The following is a 19,403-nucleotide window of genomic DNA, read 5'->3' on the forward strand; positions in this document are numbered from 1 at the left end:
GATATAGATACAATTCCGAGGAATAGCAAGAGAGCACAAAATTTAGGTGCTCTCTTGCATGGTACCTACTCGTAGACAGGGGCAGCAGATGAGCCCTTTACGAGATTGATCCCGTGCAGACAGTCGCTTTTGTTGCGGTAGCCCTCTGCAGAATCAGCAACGATATTTCCATTTGATGATTTCAAGCGCCAGCGCCAGTCACCTGCGAAGTCTTTATAGACAAAGTAGTGCATATCAGATCTCCTGTATGCGTTTCAGAAGTGCCGATTAGTGCTTGACGGAGTCCAACAATCCGTGAGATTCTCACTTTGTCTATACAAGACTGCCGTCGCACCAACGACGGTTAAGGCGCTCACCGAATCGCTAAACAGGTGAGCGCCTTAAGTTTAAACAACAAGAGCAAAACGAGTCCACCCTTCGACTATGCAAAGCCGCTTTATTTAGTAGTCTCTTGAACAAAGCGCACTACAAATGGTGCTACACCCCCAACGCCTCGCGCTGAGTCTCCAAGCGTTCCATTGTCAACACCAGCTCATCCGCGATACCACGTTCGGACAGGGCGTGCCCCGCAAGATGGATCATCCGCAGTTCGGACGACGGCCAGCGTTGGTGAAGTTCCCACGCCATTCTGGGTGGGCAAATCATATCGTGGCGTCCCTGCACAATCGTTCCGGGGATATGCGAGATCCGGCCCATATCGCGGAGGATCTTGCCATCTTCGTCTAAGAACGCGCTGTGGCGGAAATAGTGGTTTTCAAGCCGGGCAAAGGCGCGGGCGTATTCGGTCGGGCTGTCTATGATCGCACCCGCATTCTGGATCGAGGCCAGCGCGTTTTCCCATTCGGTCCAAGCGCGGGCGAATCGCGTTTCCTCGCCATAGTTTCCAGAAAACAGTCGCCGGTGATAGGCGCTGATCATATCGTGGCGTTCTTCATCCGGGACCAGTTTTTCAAATCGATCCCAAAGCTCGGGCCAGAACCGCCCAGCGCCGCCGCCATAGAACCAATCCAACTCGGACTTAGTGGCAAGGAAAACACCGCGCAGAACCAGATGGGCCACGCGCACAGGATGTGACTGCGCATAGACAAGCGCGAGGGTTGCCCCCCAGCTGCCGCCAAACACAATCCAACGGTCGATGCCCAAGGTCGCGCGAATTTGTTCGATGTCACGCACCAGATGCCACGTCGTGTTCGCATCAATACTGGCGTGCGGACGTGACCGCCCACAGCCGCGTTGGTCAAACAAGATGATATGGTATCGCTTGGGATCGAAGAAACGGCGCATGGCGGGGGACGACCCGCCGCCCGGACCACCGTGGAGCACAACAACCGGAATGCCATCCGGGTTGCCGCTTTGCTCAACATAAACCTTGTGACCGTCGCCCACATCCAGCATATGCCGATCAAACGGGTCGATCGGGGGAAAGAGCCGTGCGGCTGCGCTGTTTTTTCCTGCGGCCTTATCCATAAACCCTCTATATAGTGACCGTGACGCGCCTGCCATCAGAAAGAAGGTTCCCGATGACCGCCGAGACCCAGACCACCGTTGACCCTGCCGAAGTTGCCAAATTCGAGGCCATGGCCGCCGAATGGTGGGATCCCACGGGCAAGTTCAAACCGCTTCATATGATGAACCCGGTGCGGCTGGATTATATCACCAACCAGATCGCAGCGGAATTTGGGCGTGACCTGAATGATGTAGAGCCCTTTAAAGGGCTGCGTTTGCTGGACATCGGCTGTGGGGGCGGGCTTTTGTCAGAACCAATGGCGCGTCTTGGCGCCACAGTGATTGGCGCTGACGCCGCGACGCGCAACATCCCGGTCGCGCAGCTTCATGCAGAACAAATGGGTCTGGAGATTGATTACCGCAATTGCACTGCCGAAAGCCTTGCCGCCGCGGGCGAGCAGTTCGACGTCGTTCTGAACATGGAAGTGGTCGAACACGTTGCTGACCCACTGGCCTATCTGACCGCGTGCCAGCAACTTCTAAAACCGGGCGGGCTGATGGTCGCATCCACCATCAACCGCAATCCGAAAAGCTACATGGTGGCCATCATCGGGGCCGAGCACGTGATGCGCTGGCTTCCAAAAGGCACACATGAGTGGGGCAAATTCATCACCCCCGATGAGCTTGTCGATCTGATTGCAACTGCTGGTCTGAACGTGGTCGACCGCATGGGCATGGTCTTTAATCCCATTGCCTGGAGCTGGTCTTTGTCCTCTCAGGACCTATCGGTGAATTACGCAATCACGTCAGTAAAGCCCAAGGCCTGACTTAGTCCAAGGGCGCGCGATACGCGCTTATCGTGGTTTCGGCCAGTTCGAACCCGGCACGACGGTATAAGCGTCCCGCATCACTATCCGCCTGCGCAACAATCACCGGCTGCGCATTCGGGGCACGCCCGCGCGCCCAAACAAGACTTGTGCATAAAAGCGCCGAGCATATGCCGCGTCGACGATATGCCTCGTGCGTTTGAACGGACTGATAGCGGATCAACTGATCGTCATTGAAAATGCCCATGTCACCAGCCAACGTGTCGCCATCAAACGCGCCAAACCATTGACCCAACCCTTTCGCAATCTGCTCTTTCCGTGCAGTGGTTCTGTTTGCCAGATAAGTGTCTAACCCGGCCTCAGGCACATCCTCTTTCAGCAAATCCGCACGTCCGATGGCTTCGCTTTGATGCCAATCAGATGCAGATACTAAGGGCCTGATTTCGATCCCTTCCGGTGCTTCGGCGCGCTTCAGATCCTGTTTCAAGGCAAGAACATCGCCTTCTTCAATGCGCAGTCCCGTTGATCCAAAAACGTCCTTCACGGACTGAATGCTTAGGTTTGGAATATCCCAACTTATGCAGGTGTGTTTGGCCTCGGGAATATCCGAGTGGAATTGTGCGATCAGGTCATCCGCAGATTTCGGGGGCTCATAGAAAACGACACGGTTGCCGAACCAATAATTAGGCTCTTTGGGCGTGCGTTGAACAAATCGGTCGTGGTACCTCTGGATCTTGGTCTGACCATCCTGAACCATAAGGTCCGTGGCAAACTCCAGCGATTTCATTCGACTTCGCTTAGGATTTGACGCATCTCGCGCAGGACAGGCAGCGTGTTGCGCACTTTGTCCGCACCGATTTGCTTCACCATGTTCGAAATAATCGGCGTGATCGCCGCCAGCGCTGCATCGCGAGCAGCCTTTCCAGAGGGTGAGATTGTTACGAATTTGCGGCGCGCATCATCCCAGTCGGGCCGAATATGCACATGCCCGGCCCATTCCAGTTTGTTCAGCGTGTTGGTCATCGCGCCGCGTGTAACGTGAAAAGACTTCGCCAGTTGCGCAGGGCTCTTTTCTTCTCCCACGCGAGCCAGGTGATTCAGCACCGAAAAGTGGCTTAGCTCCATTCCCTTTGGCAGCGCCTTCGACAGACGGTTGCGCGCCAACTGGTCGGCCATGAACATCTCGCTGAACAGGGCGACGGACAGGGTTTCGGCAGAGCTTTCGGACATCAGGGGCCTTTGAATTCTCGGTCATGCGACAGCGATGGAACGCGTTGGCGCGACCTTCCCACGTCTGCAAGGTCAAGATCAACCATTGTGATGCCCGGAACGGTCCCGCCATCGGACAAAACCTCGCCCCAAGGCGACACAACCAAGGAATGTCCGTATGTCGCGCGCTTTGGGCTGTGCTGCCCGCACATCGCGGGGGCCAGGATAAAGACACCGTTTTCAATGGCGCGGGCGCGCAGCAGGCTTTCCCAATGCGCCACCCCTGTCACGGGCGAAAACGCGGCGGGCACTGTGATGATCTTGGCACCCGCCTTGGCCAAAGCGCGATAGAGATGCGGAAAGCGCATGTCGTAGCAGATGGTCATGCCGATATTGCAAAACTCAGTCTGTGCCACAACTGCACGATCACCGGGGCGATAGCCCGCGCTTTCGCGATAGCTTTCGGTGGCGTCGATCTGAACATCAAACATATGGATCTTGTCATAGCGCGCGACGATATCCCCAAGCGGAGAAATCATGAATGATCGGTTCGCAAACCTCCCATCCGGATCGTCAGTTTTCAGCGCCAAGGACCCAATCAACAGCCAGACGCCCATCGCGTGTGCCTCGTACCGCAGGGCGGCAAGTGTCGGATCGTCTGCTTCGTGATGAAGAACTTCGTTTTGGTGGCTGCGGCTGGTCGAGATGATGTTCGACACTTCGGGCGTCAGAACAAACTCCGCCCCGTCCGCCGCCGCCTGCCCTACCAAATCGCGCAGAGGGCCAAGATTTGCGGCCGGATCGTCCCCGGCCGTAAACTGGATCAGCGCGACACGCATGGCCTAACCTGCCAACAGCGGATCAAGTTTTCCGCCGCGTTCCAGATCAAACAAGTCATCGCACCCGCCGACATGAATCTCGCCGATAAAGATCTGCGGCACTGTGTGCCGACCATTCGCCCGCGACATCATTTCCTGCTTCTTTGCAGGCTTCATCATCACGTCGATTTCGTCAAACGCGACATCTTTGCTTTTCAGCAGACGTTTGGCCGCGTGGCAAAAACCGCAAAGCGGTGATGTATAAATCGTGACCGGTTGCATAGAGCTCTTCCTTCCGTGCCGCTCTGCCTGTGTGCAGAACTATAGGCAACTAGGCGTCCCGTGCAACGCGCGCAAGGGATAGAACCCGAACCGAGGCTGCGCCGGCCATCACAGCTGCGTGTGCGGCGGCGTGAAACGTGGCGCCTGATGTCATCACATCATCCAGAAGCAAAACATCCCGCCCCGCAAGGGCTTCAGCATGTTTGGGGTGCGGTGTGATCGCCTGATCCATGTTCAGGAACCGATCATCTGCGCTCAACCCGTCATGCATTGCGGTGCGGCGTGGGCGGATCAAAGCTTGCGGTGCATTTTCCAGACCCGTCACGCGCGCCAAGGCGCGTCCAAGCTCGGCCGATTGGTTGTATCGCCGCTTCAAACGGCGGGTCCAATGTATCGGGATTGGCGCAATCACCATATCATTGCGCAAGATATCCTCTGCTGCCTTGGCCAACCAAGGGGCAAAGCTACGCGCTAGTTCGGGCCGGTCGCCATGCTTTAGGGCAAGGATCATCCGACGTGCATTCCCGCGATAAAGCAGGGCAGAGCGCCCTTGCAGCCAAGGCCGCTGCCGCGCCATGCATGCATCGCAATGCACGATGCTGCCATCGTCCTCACCAGGCAGCGGCTCACCACACAGATCGCAAGTCAGACCGCTAAGAAATGGCGTATCGGCCCAGCAAGTCGCACAAAGACCAAAGTCCATATCCGTCGGTGCATCACAACTCACGCATTGTGGTGGATAGATCAGATGCAGCGCTGATTGCATTTTCGCCCTTTCCAACTATGGTCCGCGCCCATGAGATTGCCTGACGACACGCCCCAGAAACTGACCGACCGCCGACAGCTTGTGCAAAACCGCCGCCGCGCACGCGCGGAAGGTATGTTCCTGCAAGAGCTGGCCGCAGATGAGGTTAAGGATCGACTGACAGAGGTTAACAGAACGTTTACCAAGCCCGCGATTGTCACAGGTTTTCCGCAAGTGTGGTCGGAAATCTTCCCAGATGCGTTGATTGTGCCGGACGATGAGATTCTGTCACTTGAGCCCGGCGTGCATGATCTGGTGATTCACGGACTTTCACTGCATTGGGCCAATGATCCAGTTGGACAGATCATCCAAAGCCGGCGCGCGCTGATCAATGACGGAATGTTCATGGGGGTAATGTTTGGCGGGCAAACTCTGTCTGAACTTCGCGCTGTGATGTCCGAAGTTGAAGTCGCCCGAACTGGCGGCCTGTCCCCGCGCGTCCTGCCTATGGGCGAGATCCGCGACCTCGGCGCTCTGCTTCAACGCGCGGGCCTTGCGCTGCCTGTCGCCGACAGCGCTGTGCGCCAAGTGACCTATGCCGATGCCTTTGCTTTGATGCGCGATCTGCGTCTGATGGGAGAGCGGAACGCGCTGGATCAGAGACAGATTACACCGCAATCCCGCGCCCTCTTCCGTGATGTATGTGATCGCTACGCCGAACACTTCCCGACCGAAGATGGCCGCATCACCGCGAGCTTTGAAATGATCTTCCTGACCGGCTGGGCACCTGACGAAAGCCAGCAAAAACCCCTTCGTCCCGGTTCTGCCTCTGCACGTCTGGCCGATGCGCTGGGCACGGATGAGACCAAATTGTCCAATTGACCTGGAATTAATTCCGTTTAAGTGATCTGAAAAGCGAACAAGGACGTAGCCATGATTATGCAAATGCCCACGGACCACCCGAAACTCCCCGCCCGCAAAGTCGGCGTTCTGTTCGCCAATCTTGGTACGCCCGACGGATATGACTATTGGCCGATGCGCCGCTACTTGAACGAATTCCTCTCGGACAAGCGTGTCATCGACTATCCTGCATGGAAGTGGCAGCCAATCCTTCAGACCATCATTCTGACAAAGCGCCCGAAATCGTCGGGTGAAGCGTACAAGTCGATTTGGAATGAAGAGCTGAACGAAAGCCCTTTGATGACAATCACCAAGGCGCAAGTTGCCAAGCTTAAAGCCTCGTTCGAAGCCCAGTACGGCGCCGAGGTCATGGTGGATTTCTGTATGCGTTACGGTAACCCGTCAACCAAATCGAAGGTCGAGGAAATGGTGGCCGCAGGCTGTGATCGCATCCTCTTTTTCCCGCTCTATCCGCAATACGCAGGTGCCACGATGGGCACCGCAAACGACCAGTTCTTCCGCGCCCTGATGAGCGAGACCTGGCAACCCGCCGCGCGCACAATCGAACCATACTTCGACGATCCCGCATACGTGGATGCCTTGGCACAGACCGTGGAAAAGGGCTATGCCGCGATGGAAAAGAAGCCAGACCTGCTGGTTGTGTCCTATCACGGGATGCCAAAACGGTATCTGATGCAGGGCGACCCCTATCACTGCCAATGCCAGAAAAGCACGCGCCTGTTGAAAGAGCGTCTGGGCTGGGATGAAAGCGAAATCACTACGACGTTCCAATCGGTCTTTGGTCCAGAAGAATGGCTGAAGCCCTATACAGTAGAAGAAGTCGCGCGTCTGGCTGAAAGCGGTAAGAAAAACATCGCTGTCATCGCGCCCGCATTCTCGGCCGACTGCATCGAAACTCTGGAGGAAATCCAAGAGGAAATTCAGGAAGCCTTTGTCGAGGCCGGGGGCGAAAGCTTCACCTATATCCCGTGCCTGAACGACGATGATGCCCATATCGAGGCGCTGATGGGTGTCGCCAAGCGCAATTTGGGCGGCTGGCTGGGCTGATTATCCCGCAAAATCGCAAGAACTTCCACTTCGCACAGGCCTAAGCTTGTGCGCCGCGGCGCCCGTGTCCATATAGGATGAAACCAGATTTGGAGGCGATATGGCGGATACGGAATTTCCCGGCTGGCATGGCACGACAATTATTGGCGTGCGCAAAGGTGGCAAAGTTGTAATTGCGGGCGACGGGCAAGTCAGTCTTGGCCAAACCGTGATCAAGGGTACCGCACGGAAAGTGCGGCGTTTGTCGCCCGGCGGATTTGATGTTGTTGCCGGTTTCGCGGGATCAACTGCGGATGCATTCACTCTGCTGGAACGGCTTGAAACCAAGCTGGAAGCGACGCCCGGTCAATTGGCCCGCGCCTCGGTCGAGCTGGCGAAGGACTGGCGCACCGACAAGTATCTGCAAAAGCTTGAAGCCATGCTGATCGTCACCGACGGCAAGGATCTGTTCGTGATCACCGGTGCAGGTGACGTGTTGGAACCCGAACATGACGTGACCGCGATCGGTTCGGGTGGAAACTTCGCATTGGCCGCCGCGCGTGGATTGATGGAAAGCGATCTGGACGCGGAAGGCGTGGCACGCAAAGCAATGGCGATTGCCGCCGATATCTGTGTCTATACCAACGGAAACCTGACGGTTGAGGAGATCAGCCAATGACCGACCTGACCCCCCGTGAAATTGTCAGCGAGCTGGATCGCTTCATCATTGGGCAAAGCGATGCGAAACGCGCTGTGGCTGTTGCGCTGCGAAACCGCTGGCGCCGCAAGCAGTTGGCGGATGACCTGCGTGACGAAGTCTATCCTAAGAACATTCTGATGATCGGACCCACTGGTGTGGGCAAAACCGAGATCAGCCGGCGCCTGGCCAAACTGGCCCGCGCGCCGTTTTTGAAAGTTGAGGCAACCAAATTCACTGAGGTCGGTTATGTCGGTCGTGACGTGGAACAAATCGTACGTGATCTGGTCGACGCCGCCATCATCCAAACTCGTGAACATATGCGAGAGGATGTGAAGGCCCGCGCCGAAGAAGCCGCCGAGGATCGCGTCATCGAAGCTATCGCAGGGGAAGATGCTCGCGACGCAACGCGCGAGATGTTCCGTAAGAAACTTCGCACAGGTGAGTTGGACGACCACGAGATTGAATTGGAGGTCGCCGACACCTCGAACCCGATGCAGATGCTCGACGTGCCGGGACAACCGGGGCAGGGTATGGGAATGCTGAATCTTGGGGACATGTTCGGAAAAGCCTTTGGCGGTCGGACGGTCAAAAAGAAGATGACTGTGCGGGACAGCTATGAAGTTCTGATTTCCGATGAAGCCGACAAGCTGCTGGACGACGAAACAGTCACTAAATCGGCTCTGGAAGCTGTTGAACAGAACGGTATCGTCTTCTTGGACGAGATCGACAAAGTCTGCGCGCGCACCGAAAATCGGGGTGGTGATGTCAGCCGCGAAGGCGTTCAGCGCGACCTGCTTCCGCTGATCGAAGGCACTACAGTTTCCACCAAGCATGGTGCCGTGAAAACGGATCATATCCTGTTCATTGCCTCGGGTGCGTTCCACGTGGCAAAGCCTTCGGATTTGCTGCCTGAACTTCAAGGCCGCCTGCCCATACGGGTCGAGCTTCGCGCCCTAACCGAAGAAGACTTCGTCCGCATCCTGACCGAAACCGACAACGCACTTACCCGTCAATATACGGCTCTTATGGGCACCGAAGATGTCACAGTCGAGTTCACCGAAAACGGCATTGCGGCCCTTGCCAAGATCGCAGCCGAGGTGAACCAAAGCGTTGAAAACATTGGCGCGCGGAGGCTTTACACGGTTCTTGAACGTGTGTTCGAAGAGCTAAGCTTTACCGCCCCTGATCGCGGTGGCGAAAAAGTTGTCGTGGACAGCGCGTTTGTGGACACCCACCTTGGCGCGCTTATGACGTCGACCGATGTAAGCCGTTACGTGCTTTGATGGGCTTTGCATAGGCAGTTTCCTCGGCTATCCAGTGGATAGGTCCAGGGAGGCTGCCTTTGCGATTTCTAGCGTTTTTCTTTGTTTTCTTCATTGCTGCTTGTGCGCCGCGTGGAACCATCGTCTACCATCCCGGTGCTGGTCAAGTCGGTGCGCTTCAAAACATTTTTGTCACCTCTACCCGCGAGCAAGATGAAACGGGTGCGCCAACTAGAAATCGTGGTGGCGAGCTTCTTTTCGGTCAAGTTGGTGTCTCAATTCCAAAGACCCGCGAACCCGGCGAGATCAACTGGCCCGGTCGCGCAACACCCGATCCAGCACAACACTTCCTTGTCGACAATTATGAACAGTTTGCGGATCAACGCTCTTTCCAAAACGCTCTGTCGCGCGAAGTGCGTTCGCGACGCGGCGAAGGGCGTACCGCAGCCGTATTTGTGCACGGTTTCAACAACCGTTTCTCAGAAGGACTTTATCGCTTTGCGCAATTAAATGAAGATTTGGACCTTCCCTTCCTGCCAGTTCACTATTCATGGCCCAGCGCCGGACACCCGTTGGGATATGGGTACGACCGCGATTCCATGCTTTTTGCCCGCGATGGGCTTGAGACGACGCTGCGATCCGTTTCGCAATCCGGCGTAGACGAGGTGTTTCTGGTCGGCCATTCGATGGGCGCGCTGCTGGCGATGGAAGCAATGCGGCAGATGGCAATTGCTGACGGACAGAAAGGGCTGAACAAGATTAGCGGGGTTGTTTTGATTTCCCCCGATATCGATCTGGACCTATTCCGACAACAAGCCAAACGGATCGGTAAGCTTCCCCAGCCCTTCTTTATTTTCACTTCATCTCGTGACCGTGCTTTGAAGCTTTCTGCGCGTCTAATGGGTCAGAGCACGCGGCTTGGGAACAATACGGATGTTGCGGAATTAGCAAATCTGGATGTTACGCTAGTTGATCTTTCCGCCTTCAGCGATGGGGTGGCAGATCACAGCGTCGCCTTTGCATCGCCCGCGTTTTTGCGGTTGATCAACAGCATTCCGAACCTGTCCACGGCAATCAGTGATAGCCCAACGGTTCGCCCGGGCTTGCTGCCGGGAACAGTTTTGGTTGTTCAGAATGCAACGCGCCTAGTGATCCCAAACACGTCGCCCTAACGACGACGCCTTAGATAAACATAGTAGGCACCTTGCCCCCCATGCTTCAAATGCGCCTCAGAGATTTGCAGCACGTGTTGGCGAAGCGGGGCGGTGTGTAGCCAATGCGGCACTTGATGACGCAGAACCCCATGACGCACGGGGATGGGTCCGCCTTCATCTTTGTGTTTTCCCTTGCCGGTGATCACCAGAACCAGCCTGCAATCTGCCTCAACTGAACTTAGAATAAAGCGGGTTAAGACCGGATATGCCTGCGCAATTGTCATGCCGTGAAGGTCAATGCGCGCTTCCGGGGAAATGCGCCCTTTCTTCATCTTCCCGAATGTCTTTCGATCCATCGCAACAGGATTGGCTGCGATGCGGTCGCTCATGCTTGGGGCAAGGTCATGTGGATTTGGACGAGTCGCTGCACGCTCGCCCAGACGGAACTTCGCGTGCTCTACCTTTATCGGTTTGGGACGTTTTTGCCGCGGGCTTGATACCTCGGTGTGTTGTTCCACGGGTAAGTCAGGTTTTGCGGGGCGCAATCGTGTGGTGCTTTCGGCAACCTTTTTCCACAGCGCTTTGTCATCATCGCTGAGCGTCTTGGGCCGTTTCGCCATGTTACTGGTCCTCGGGCAAAAGCGCGTAAGCACGTTGGATCGGCAAAAGCACATACATGCGCCCCTGATCTTTGATTTTGCCAGCCAGTTTTCCTGCCAAATCGCCCGTGCCCCAGAAAATATCAGCCCGCTGCGCGCCTTTCACGCGCGATCCGGTGTCTTGTGCGACCATCAAACGCCGGAAGGGCTCGGCCCCATCCTTTTCCAGCCAGACCGGAGAACCAAGCGGTGTGTATTTTGGATCAACCGCCACCGATCGATGTGCTGTTATCGAGCGGTTCATCGCCCCAAGCGGTCCTTTGTTCGCGGAAACCGCCCCAATTTTTCGGAAGAACACATAGGACGGGTTCGACATCAGAAGGTCATGCCCGGCTTCTGGATTGCGCTTCACCCAGTTTCGGATCACAGCTTGCGAGACTTGGTGTTCGTTGTATACGCCACGCCGAACAAGCTCCTTGCCCAAAGACCGGAATGTGTGGCCATTTGATCCGCCATATCCCAGACGAATACTGCCACCATCAGGCAAACGAATACGGCCTGAGCCTTGAATTTGAAGGAACTGAAGATCCACCGGATCAGCTACCCACGCGATCTCAAGCCCTCGACCCTTTAGGGCGCCGCCTTCTTCAATGCTGCGTCGGGGCATCCATCTTTGACCGCTCGTCACCTCGGACGGCTTTGCATAAACCGGATACCGATAAGTCGATGTCTCAAACCGCGAGCCCCTAAGCTCGGGTTCGTAATAAGCGGTAAAAAGCGGAGTAGCCCCGTCTTCGATCAGCAAAGGACGGAAGAAAAGCTCGAAGAAAGCCTTTCCATCGCTTTGCGTCTGCGCCAATGCGCAAATCGGCTTCCATTGGGGTTCATCCAGATCCCGGCATGTATCCAGAAACACCTGCAACGCGTCTTGGTGGTTGTCATCCTCCCAACCATCCAGCTCGTCAAACGGCACAAGAGTGATACGCGCGTCGCTTAGGCCCGCATGGGCAGGCATGGCCAAAAGGGCCAGCGCAATTGCCAGCCCCCGAAGCATCAGCCACCCGTGGCGACGAGTTGCCAGTTGGGGTTGTCCGACCCCATGATGCGCGCGAAGGTCCAGATATCTTTCTGGCGCTTAACCTCGTTGGGGTTGCCTTCGATGATGTCACCACCTTTGTCGCGCACAACCGACGTCAGCTCACCCACAAATTTGACCGAGATTTCGCCCTCGCGGGTTGCATTGTCGAAGTCTGCGCTGTCCAGCTTCAGCTCACGCACACCAACGAATTTGGCGTCGACCGTCAAACCCTGAGCTTCACGGCTCTCTACAACTCCGGCGAAGGTTTCGTAAACATCATCTGCCAAGAAGGGTTTGATGCTGGCCATATCGCCCGCTTCGAATCCCATCAGGATCATTTCGTATGCGCCACGCGCGCCACCCAGAAATTCAGTTACATTAAATTCTGGTTCGGCCGCCTTCATTGCAGCAAGCGCAAGTGCGGTTGGGCTGTTTTCTTCGGCGTGATCCAGAATATCGCTGTCCAGCCCGCCCTCGATCACCTCAAGGTCTCGGGCGCCTAGGCGCCGGTCATCTTGACGCGGAACAACGGGCTTTTCAAAGCCTTCACGCGTGCCAAGCACGTCGCGCAGCCGTAAAATCAAAAACAGTGCAATACCGGCCAGTACAAGAAGCTGGATCAGGGAAGAGCTCATAGTTACCTCTTTTCAAGCGCCATATGGAAACGCGATCATCGGAGACATATGTAGGTGCAGTACCGGGCCAAGTCCACCGGTGTCACGAAAAGGAGACCATTGTCATGTGGCTTTTTGCATTGTTCATCGCAGTTCCATTGATCGAGATCGCCCTGTTCATCCAAATTGGCGGTGCAATCGGGTTGTGGCCAACCCTTGCTATTGTGATCATAACCGCTGTTGTGGGCACCCAATTGATGCGCGCACAGGGGGCTTTGGCCATGTCGCAACTGCGTGACAGCTTTGGTCAACTTAATGATCCAACCGAACCCTTAGCTCATGGGGCGATGATCCTGTTTTCCGGGGCTCTTTTGTTGACGCCTGGCTTTTTCACCGATTTCGTGGGGTTTGCATTGCTTATTCCTGCCGTTCGAAGCGCCGTTTTCAAATGGGCGCGATCGCGCGTTCAGGTGCAAAGTTTTACGATGGGTGGCCAAGAAGCACCGCGACGACCGCGACAGGATGACGACGTTATCGACGGGGATTTCACGGAAGTGACACCTGAAAAACGCCCAACCCATACCGGGGTTGAAGGCCCGTCAGGCTGGACCAAACACTGATTTCGAGTGTTTCGCCATGTAGATCTGAAGCCATGGCGTGAAATGCTCGGGTTGTGCTGCGATTTTGGTCTCTAACGCAGCGCAATCCAGCCAATCTACGGCCTGGACCTCTTCGGGATTCAGGTCCAGATTGGGCTTTGTTTCACAGTGAATGACAAAAAGATCGACGACTTCATGCTCGATGAGTCCGCCGCCGACATCGGCGCGATATTCCAGGTTCTCGACCCAGATCGGCTCAACGCCCTTTATCCCTAGCTCTTCATCCAGTCGACGGATGGCACAATCGCGCGGATCCTCGTCCCAATGCGGATGTGTGCAGCACGTATTCGCCCACAGGTTTGGCGTATGATATTTATCCGCCGCCCGCTGCTGGATCAGAACTTTTCCATCACAGATCAGAAACACCGACACAGCTTTGTGCCGCAGCCCTTTTTCATGGGCCTCCAGTTTCTCAACAGGTGTAAGGGTGCCGTCCACCCATGTTGGGATCATCGTCTTCATGGGGCGCTGATAGCGATTATTTTCCGTTGGTAAAACCCTTTGTTGAGGGTCCCTGCCCAACCTGATAAGGACGTTCCGACAGATTTTCCCGAAGGAGAAGACCATGGCCGAAGAAGCCACAGAACAAAAAATTCCCGTCCCGCCCAAGATGCAGGTGCTGGGCCAGTTCATCCGCGACATGTCGTTTGAAAACATTCTGGCGCAAAAAGGCGTTCAGGGTGAAGTTCAGCCCGACATCAGCGTTGAAGTTGCATTGGACGCCAAGACACGTCCCGTTGACCACCAATACGAGGTGATCACGAAGTACACGATCGGATCGAAAAACAAAGCGAATGGCGAACAGCTGTTCCTGATGGAGCTGGAGTACTCGGGCATTTTCCACGTGGAAAACGTGCCAGAGGAACAAATTCATCCGTTCCTGATGATCGAATGCCCCCGCATGTTGTTCCCATTTGTGCGCCGCATTGTGTCTGACGTCACGCGTGACGGTGGCTTCCCGCCGCTGAACCTGGACACCGTGGATTTCCTTGCCCTGTATCGTCAGGAAATCGAGCGCCGCGCGGCCGCCGAAAAGGCAGATGCTCCGGTGAGCTAATCCACCAAGAAGTTACTGAAACTTCTTCCACATTGCACCGTCGCCCAGCCTTTCTACGAAAGCGTCATGGGCGGCGGTTTCTTTTTCTGAAAGGCGTGATGGAAGGAGTTCTGGACGTGGGCGCGGGCGCCAATCGTCATTTGCGCCACCTTTGCCGGAAGAGGTTTGATTTCCTGCCAGCACAAGGTCAGGCTGACGACCCCCGATCAGTTCAAGATAGACTTCGGCCAGGATTTCACTGTCCAAAAGCGCGCCGTGCAGGGTCCGCGATGAGTTATCAATCGCATACCTTCGACAAAGTGCATCCAACGATGCCGGCGCACCGGGAAACTTGCTGCGCGCCATCGCCAGAGTATCCACTGCACGCTCCCAAGGAATCTGCGGCAGACCCATCCATTTCAACTCGGCATTTAGGAATTTCATATCAAAGCTGGCGTTGTGAATGACCAGCTTGGCATCACCAATGAAATCCAGAAACGCCTGACCCACTTGCTTGAAAACCGGCTTATCCCTTAACAGAACTTCGCCTTTTTCAGCAGCGCGTGGGCTGTCCAGAAGGTCCGGTCCAATTCCATGCACGCCGAAGGCTTCGTCCGGCATGCCCCGTTCCGGATTGATATACTGGTGATATGTCTCGCCGGTCGGCATGTGATTGAACAGCTCAAGACACCCGATTTCCACGATCCGATCCCCGCTTTCGGGATCAAATCCGGTGGTTTCCGTATCAAGTACAATTTCACGCATCGGCCAGACGTTCCTTTACATGGTCAATCACTTCTTGCACCGCAATCTGTGCGCCGTCCATTGTGACGGTCGGAATAATAACATCCGCGCGGGCGCGTTTGTCAGCATCTGGCACCTGTTTGGCCAAAATTGTATCGAATTGCTCTTCGGTCATGGTTCCACGTGCAAGAACACGTTCGCGCTGTATTTCAGCCGGCGCTGAGACAACCGCGATCAGATCGACATGCTCATGTGCTCCGATTTCAAACAAAAGCGGCATATCCAAAAGCACAATTGGCGCCGAGCTAATAGCGAGGAATTCCGCGCGATCTGCGGCCACCAACGGATGCACGACTTGCTCCAGCTTTGTTAAGGCATCCTGATCTTCTGACATCCAAACCTTCAAAGCGTCGCGACTAACGGCTCCGTCAATGATAGCGCTTGGGAAAAGTGCACGAATTGGCTCAACAGCGGCCCCTCCGACATCATAAATGCGATGAACAGCCGCATCTGCGTCCCACACGGGAACACCTGCGTCGGCAAACATTTTGGCCGTCGTGGATTTGCCCATACCGATTGAGCCGGTCAATCCGATGATAAACGGGCGGCTCATACCCCTAAGACCGCATGGCGCAGGGCATCATCCACTTGTGGACGCATGCCAAACCAGCGCTCAAAGCCGGGAACAGCTTGGTGAAGCAACATCCCAAGCCCATCGACGACGTGACAGCCCGCAGCCTCGGCTTGTTTAAGGAAATCTGTTTTCAGCGGCGTGTAGACCAAATCGTTCACGACCGCCCCACGTTTTAGCCCATCCAAAGGCACGCGGAACTCTGGCTTTCCGGTCATGCCCAAAGATGACGTGTTCACCACGGTCACCGCATCATCAAGCATGTTTCCCGCCTTGACCCAGTCATACACCACGATCCGCGCGCCAAATTCTGCGCGAAGAGCATCTGCGCGGGCGCGGGTTCGGTTGGACAGGCGGATTTCGGGAACACCAAGTTCGATCAGCGACGCCAGAATAGCGCGTGCTGCTCCGCCCGCGCCGAAAACAGCGGCTGGCCCGGTTTCCGGGGCCCAATCGGGAGCGGATTGACGCAAGTTTTGTGTAAACCCATATCCATCTGTGTTGTCTGCGTGGATCTTGCCATCTTCACGGAAAATCAGCGTATTCGCCGCCCCGATCAATGCCGCGCGATCCGTAACGATGTCTGCCAATTTCAACACGGCTTCTTTGTGCGGAATGGTGACATTCAGCCCAACGAAACCGGCCTTTGGAAGCGTCCGAATGATCGTTTCCAAATCATCCAGTTCTACCCGCATCGGAATATAGTGACCGGGTAACCCCATCGCGCGCAGCCAATGACCGTGCAGTCTTGGAGACAACGAGTGTTCAATCGGGTTTCCAATGACGCCCGCCAGGGGAATTCGTGTGTCGCTCATATCTTCAGATCTCCTCGCACGATCAGATATGACAGAAGCTCGGTCAGGGGCAAACCCAACACGTTGAAATAGTCGCCATCCACCTTAGCAAACAGGCGCACGCCCTCTTCTTCCAACTTATAGGCCCCGACAGAATGACGGATGCTTTCCCAGTTTCGATCTACATAGTCTTCAATGTAATCTGTTGATAAATCTCGCATTTTAAGGCGCACCAAGCCCACATGTCGCCAGATCGGCTTTCCATCTTCATACAGAACAGCAGCGGATAACAGCCGATGGGCCTTGCCGGACATCGCAGCAAGCTGCACGCGCGCGTCTTCGGGATCATTTGGCTTTGAAAGAACCTTTTGATCCAGCTCGGCCACTTGGTCACAGCCCAATACCAAAGCACCAGGATGTTTCTCGCTGATCTTGCGGGCTTTGAACTCGGCCAACGCATCTGCAAGGTCGCGTGGGCTTGCCCCTTCTGCTTCAAGCGAGGCGCGGATCATTTCTTCATCGATACGGGCAGGGATCACCTCAAACTCAATCGCTGCATTTCGAAGAAGATCAGCACGGATTTGCGAGGCAGACGCCAAGATCAGGGAAGCGGTCATATGATAACCCTGTGGAAAAACTCTGTGTAATCCTGTTCTGGAATCAGCAGATAACTCGGCCCGTACCAGAACAGATGGATAAGTCAGACCTTTACTAAGATGCTTTTCACATTTCTTCCACTGTTGGTTTCTTACGTAAGGTGCCCGTGAACGAATCCCTTTCACGATATTTCATCCCGTGATTTATCCCCAGACTGAAAACCGCAGATCCTCTAAGAAATATACGTTTTCAGATTCCATCCAGAATCCAGAACTTCACTTATCCACCTGTGAACAATTTGCGGGATAGATCATTAATCCCCATTATCCACAGGTCCTAACAACAACATCATCTTTCTTTCTTCTTTATTTATTTTATGAAGGTCGAAAGGGATCACGATAAAAAGGGCTAAGAATGAGTGAGTTTCTATCTGACGCGTATTTCTGGACGAAATCCCTTCATATCGTATCCGTGATCGCATGGATGGCGGGCTTGTTCTATCTGCCACGCCTGTTTGTTTATCATGTCGAGGTCGTAGGATCAGGCAATGAAACGGATGAGCTGTTTCAAACGATGGAGCGTCGGCTTTTGAAAGCGATCATGAACCCGGCCATGATCAGCAGCTGGATTTTCGGGCTATGCCTAGTTTTCACACCCGGTGTGGTCGATTGGACTTTGATCTGGCCTTGGACCAAAGGTGCGTCAATTCTTGCGATGACATGGTTTCACATGTGGCTGGGGGGACGGCGCAAAGATTTCATGTCGGGGGCGAACACTCTGACCGGTCGACGCTATCGTATGATGAACGAAGTTCCGACGCTTTTGATGATCGTCATCGTGTTCTCGGTCGTGTTCAAGTACTGAGTTTGTTGACTCAAAGATCGCCAGCGCCTATGTCTCCTGCCAAGCAGGCCGTCCGGCCATGTGTTTTTCCCAACCTGACATAGACCGCGTGAAAGCGCTGTCATGATCTATTTCCGAGCATTTCCATGTCTGAAAACCGTCTGAACCTAGCCGATCTGAAAGCCAAAAGCCCGAAAGAGCTTGTAAGCATTGCTGAAGAGCTTGAGATCGAAAATGCATCGACCATGCGTAAGGGCGAGATGATGTTCTCGATCCTGCGTGAGCGTGCGGATGAAGAATGGATCATCGGTGGGGATGGCGTTCTGGAAGTGCTGCAAGATGGCTTTGGCTTCCTGCGTTCGCCTGAAGCAAACTATCTGCCGGGCCCTGATGACATCTATGTCTCACCCGACATGATCCGTCAGTATTCGCTGCGCACCGGGGACACTGTTGAGGCTGTCATTCAAGCGCCGGGCGAGAACGAGAATTACTTTGCCATCACCAAGGTCGAACGGATAAACTTCGCCGATCCTGAAGATGCCAAACACAAGGTGGCCTTTGACAACCTGACGCCGCTCTATCCCGATGAACGTCTGAAGATGGAGATCGAAGATCCCACCATCAAAGACCGCTCGGCCCGCGTGATTGATCTGGTTGCACCGATCGGTAAAGGCCAGCGTTCGCTGATCGTGGCGCCGCCGCGTACGGGTAAGACGGTGATCTTGCAAAACATCGCCCACTCGATCGAAAAGAACCACCCAGAGTGCTATCTGATTGTTCTTCTGATCGACGAACGCCCAGAAGAGGTGACAGACATGCAGCGGTCCGTGAAAGGCGAGGTTGTATCTTCGACCTTCGACGAACCCGCAACCCGCCACGTGGCCGTGTCTGAGATGGTAATTGAAAAGGCCAAGCGACTGGTTGAACACAAGCGCGACGTTGTGATCTTGCTCGACTCGATCACCCGTCTGGGCCGAGCGTTCAACACGACCGTTCCGTCCTCGGGCAAGGTTCTGACTGGTGGTGTGGACGCGAACGCTTTGCAACGTCCTAAGCGCTTCTTTGGTGCTGCGCGGAACATCGAAGAGGGTGGCTCTCTGACCATCATCGCAACCGCGCTGATCGATACTGGATCGCGTATGGACGAAGTGATCTTTGAAGAATTCAAAGGCACGGGCAACAGCGAGATCGTTCTGGATCGCAAGATCGCCGACAAGCGCGTGTTCCCGGCCATCGACATTCTGAAATCCGGCACAAGGAAAGAGGACCTGTTGGTCAATCCAAAAGACCTACAGAAAACCTATGTTCTCCGTCGAATTCTGAACCCGATGGGCACCACAGATGCGATCGAGTTCCTGATTTCCAAGCTGAAACAGACCAAGTCGAATTCCGAGTTCTTCGACTCGATGAATGCTTAA

At 55.0% G+C, this 19,403-nt stretch carries 25 protein-coding genes; 10 read left to right on the forward strand and 15 right to left on the reverse strand.

Going from position 1 to position 19,403, the window contains the following annotated elements:
* Window positions 1–65: 65 nt before the first annotated feature.
* Window positions 66–233 carry a DUF1508 domain-containing protein gene (locus MWU55_RS02680; protein ID WP_246934159.1) on the reverse strand — a complete coding sequence of 56 codons (168 nt, stop codon included), beginning with the start codon at window positions 231–233 and terminating at the stop codon, window positions 66–68.
* A gap of 244 nt (window positions 234–477) precedes the next feature.
* Window positions 478–1,467: a prolyl aminopeptidase gene (gene pip, locus MWU55_RS02685; RefSeq protein ID WP_246934160.1), complete on the reverse strand. Its 990-nt coding sequence runs from the start codon at window positions 1,465–1,467 to the stop codon at window positions 478–480.
* A gap of 53 nt (window positions 1,468–1,520) precedes the next feature.
* Here pip and ubiG point away from each other — a divergent pair, with 53 nt between their 5' ends.
* The gene (gene ubiG, locus MWU55_RS02690) at window positions 1,521–2,273 is read left to right on the forward strand and encodes a bifunctional 2-polyprenyl-6-hydroxyphenol methylase/3-demethylubiquinol 3-O-methyltransferase UbiG (protein WP_246934161.1); all 753 of its coding nucleotides are present in this window, start codon (window positions 1,521–1,523) and stop codon (window positions 2,271–2,273) included.
* 1 nt (window position 2,274) lies between these two features.
* Here the strand turns inward: ubiG and MWU55_RS02695 are convergent, their stop codons facing one another.
* From MWU55_RS02695 to MWU55_RS02715, 5 genes are read right to left on the reverse strand one after another with little or no spacing between them, the layout of a single operon-like run.
* The gene (locus tag MWU55_RS02695; protein WP_246934162.1) at window positions 2,275–3,060 is read right to left on the reverse strand and encodes a GNAT family N-acetyltransferase; all 786 of its coding nucleotides are present in this window, start codon (window positions 3,058–3,060) and stop codon (window positions 2,275–2,277) included.
* Window positions 3,057–3,503: a MarR family transcriptional regulator gene (locus MWU55_RS02700; protein WP_246934163.1), complete on the reverse strand. Its 447-nt coding sequence runs from the start codon at window positions 3,501–3,503 to the stop codon at window positions 3,057–3,059. The genes MWU55_RS02695 and MWU55_RS02700 overlap by 4 nt, the downstream gene beginning before the upstream one ends.
* Complete coding sequence (locus MWU55_RS02705) at window positions 3,503–4,321, reverse strand: carbon-nitrogen hydrolase family protein (RefSeq protein WP_246934164.1); 819 nt, start codon at window positions 4,319–4,321, stop codon at window positions 3,503–3,505. The genes MWU55_RS02700 and MWU55_RS02705 overlap by 1 nt, the downstream gene beginning before the upstream one ends.
* A 3-nt stretch (window positions 4,322–4,324) precedes the next feature.
* A complete protein-coding gene (gene grxC, locus MWU55_RS02710) occupies window positions 4,325–4,582 on the reverse strand; it encodes a glutaredoxin 3 (protein WP_246934165.1) in 258 nt (85 codons plus the stop codon).
* Window positions 4,583–4,631: 49 nt separating this feature from the next.
* Window positions 4,632–5,348, reverse strand: a complete 717-nt coding sequence (locus MWU55_RS02715) for a ComF family protein (RefSeq protein ID WP_246934166.1) — start codon at window positions 5,346–5,348, stop codon at window positions 4,632–4,634.
* 30 nt (window positions 5,349–5,378) lie between these two features.
* Between MWU55_RS02715 and MWU55_RS02720 the strand changes: the two genes are divergently transcribed.
* The 5 genes from MWU55_RS02720 to MWU55_RS02740 all read left to right on the forward strand — a co-directional run bounded on the left by MWU55_RS02720 (window position 5,379) and on the right by MWU55_RS02740 (window position 10,408).
* Window positions 5,379–6,209, forward strand: coding sequence for an SAM-dependent methyltransferase (locus MWU55_RS02720; protein ID WP_246934167.1), 831 nt, complete (start codon window positions 5,379–5,381; stop codon window positions 6,207–6,209).
* Between the two features lie 51 nt (window positions 6,210–6,260).
* Window positions 6,261–7,295 (forward strand): ferrochelatase, encoded by a 1,035-nt coding sequence (hemH, locus tag MWU55_RS02725; RefSeq protein WP_246934168.1) that lies wholly within the window; start codon window positions 6,261–6,263, stop codon window positions 7,293–7,295.
* Window positions 7,296–7,395: 100 nt separating this feature from the next.
* Window positions 7,396–7,953: an ATP-dependent protease subunit HslV gene (hslV, locus tag MWU55_RS02730; RefSeq protein ID WP_246934169.1), complete on the forward strand. Its 558-nt coding sequence runs from the start codon at window positions 7,396–7,398 to the stop codon at window positions 7,951–7,953.
* A complete protein-coding gene (hslU, locus tag MWU55_RS02735; protein ID WP_246934170.1) occupies window positions 7,950–9,257 on the forward strand; it encodes an ATP-dependent protease ATPase subunit HslU in 1,308 nt (435 codons plus the stop codon). The genes hslV and hslU overlap by 4 nt, the downstream gene beginning before the upstream one ends.
* 59 nt (window positions 9,258–9,316) lie before the next feature.
* Window positions 9,317–10,408: an alpha/beta fold hydrolase gene (locus MWU55_RS02740; RefSeq protein WP_246934171.1), complete on the forward strand. Its 1,092-nt coding sequence runs from the start codon at window positions 9,317–9,319 to the stop codon at window positions 10,406–10,408.
* Here MWU55_RS02740 and MWU55_RS02745 read toward each other — a convergent pair.
* From MWU55_RS02745 to MWU55_RS02755, 3 genes are read right to left on the reverse strand one after another with little or no spacing between them, the layout of a single operon-like run.
* Window positions 10,405–11,010, reverse strand: coding sequence for a Smr/MutS family protein (locus MWU55_RS02745; RefSeq protein ID WP_246934172.1), 606 nt, complete (start codon window positions 11,008–11,010; stop codon window positions 10,405–10,407). The genes MWU55_RS02740 and MWU55_RS02745 overlap by 4 nt on opposite strands.
* A gap of 1 nt (window position 11,011) precedes the next feature.
* The gene (locus MWU55_RS02750; RefSeq protein ID WP_246934173.1) at window positions 11,012–12,043 is read right to left on the reverse strand and encodes an MltA domain-containing protein; all 1,032 of its coding nucleotides are present in this window, start codon (window positions 12,041–12,043) and stop codon (window positions 11,012–11,014) included.
* The gene (locus MWU55_RS02755; RefSeq protein ID WP_246934174.1) at window positions 12,043–12,702 is read right to left on the reverse strand and encodes a Tim44/TimA family putative adaptor protein; all 660 of its coding nucleotides are present in this window, start codon (window positions 12,700–12,702) and stop codon (window positions 12,043–12,045) included. Before MWU55_RS02755 ends, MWU55_RS02750 begins: the two co-directional genes overlap by 1 nt.
* Before the next feature lie 104 nt (window positions 12,703–12,806).
* On the opposite strand from MWU55_RS02755, the gene MWU55_RS02760 reads away from it, so the two are divergent.
* Window positions 12,807–13,301, forward strand: a complete 495-nt coding sequence (locus tag MWU55_RS02760; RefSeq protein WP_246934175.1) for an FxsA family protein — start codon at window positions 12,807–12,809, stop codon at window positions 13,299–13,301.
* Here MWU55_RS02760 and idi read toward each other — a convergent pair.
* Entirely contained in the window at window positions 13,281–13,802 is a 522-nt protein-coding gene (idi, locus tag MWU55_RS02765) for an isopentenyl-diphosphate delta-isomerase (protein ID WP_246934176.1), read from the reverse strand. The two genes, MWU55_RS02760 and idi, sit on opposite strands and share 21 nt — an antisense overlap.
* A 103-nt stretch (window positions 13,803–13,905) precedes the next feature.
* On the opposite strand from idi, the gene secB reads away from it, so the two are divergent.
* Window positions 13,906–14,397, forward strand: a complete 492-nt coding sequence (gene secB, locus MWU55_RS02770; RefSeq protein WP_246934177.1) for a protein-export chaperone SecB — start codon at window positions 13,906–13,908, stop codon at window positions 14,395–14,397.
* A gap of 12 nt (window positions 14,398–14,409) precedes the next feature.
* Here the strand turns inward: secB and dnaQ are convergent, their stop codons facing one another.
* From dnaQ to MWU55_RS02790, 4 genes are read right to left on the reverse strand one after another with little or no spacing between them, the layout of a single operon-like run.
* Window positions 14,410–15,141 carry a DNA polymerase III subunit epsilon gene (dnaQ, locus tag MWU55_RS02775; protein WP_246934178.1) on the reverse strand — a complete coding sequence of 244 codons (732 nt, stop codon included), beginning with the start codon at window positions 15,139–15,141 and terminating at the stop codon, window positions 14,410–14,412.
* Window positions 15,134–15,733 carry a dephospho-CoA kinase gene (gene coaE / locus MWU55_RS02780; RefSeq protein ID WP_246934179.1) on the reverse strand — a complete coding sequence of 200 codons (600 nt, stop codon included), beginning with the start codon at window positions 15,731–15,733 and terminating at the stop codon, window positions 15,134–15,136. Before coaE ends, dnaQ begins: the two co-directional genes overlap by 8 nt.
* Entirely contained in the window at window positions 15,730–16,566 is an 837-nt protein-coding gene (locus MWU55_RS02785; protein ID WP_246934180.1) for a shikimate dehydrogenase, read from the reverse strand. Before MWU55_RS02785 ends, coaE begins: the two co-directional genes overlap by 4 nt.
* Window positions 16,563–17,162: a Maf family nucleotide pyrophosphatase gene (locus tag MWU55_RS02790; RefSeq protein ID WP_246934181.1), complete on the reverse strand. Its 600-nt coding sequence runs from the start codon at window positions 17,160–17,162 to the stop codon at window positions 16,563–16,565. The genes MWU55_RS02785 and MWU55_RS02790 overlap by 4 nt, the downstream gene beginning before the upstream one ends.
* A gap of 394 nt (window positions 17,163–17,556) precedes the next feature.
* Between MWU55_RS02790 and MWU55_RS02795 the strand changes: the two genes are divergently transcribed.
* Together MWU55_RS02795 and rho are read left to right on the forward strand one after the other, a co-directional pair.
* Window positions 17,557–18,006 (forward strand): CopD family protein, encoded by a 450-nt coding sequence (locus MWU55_RS02795; RefSeq protein WP_246934182.1) that lies wholly within the window; start codon window positions 17,557–17,559, stop codon window positions 18,004–18,006.
* Window positions 18,007–18,131: 125 nt separating this feature from the next.
* Window positions 18,132–19,403, forward strand: a complete 1,272-nt coding sequence (gene rho / locus MWU55_RS02800) for a transcription termination factor Rho (RefSeq protein WP_246934183.1) — start codon at window positions 18,132–18,134, stop codon at window positions 19,401–19,403.

The organism is Aliiroseovarius sp. F20344 (assembly GCF_023016155.1).
In the GTDB taxonomy this organism is placed as follows: Bacteria; Pseudomonadota; Alphaproteobacteria; order Rhodobacterales; family Rhodobacteraceae; genus Aliiroseovarius.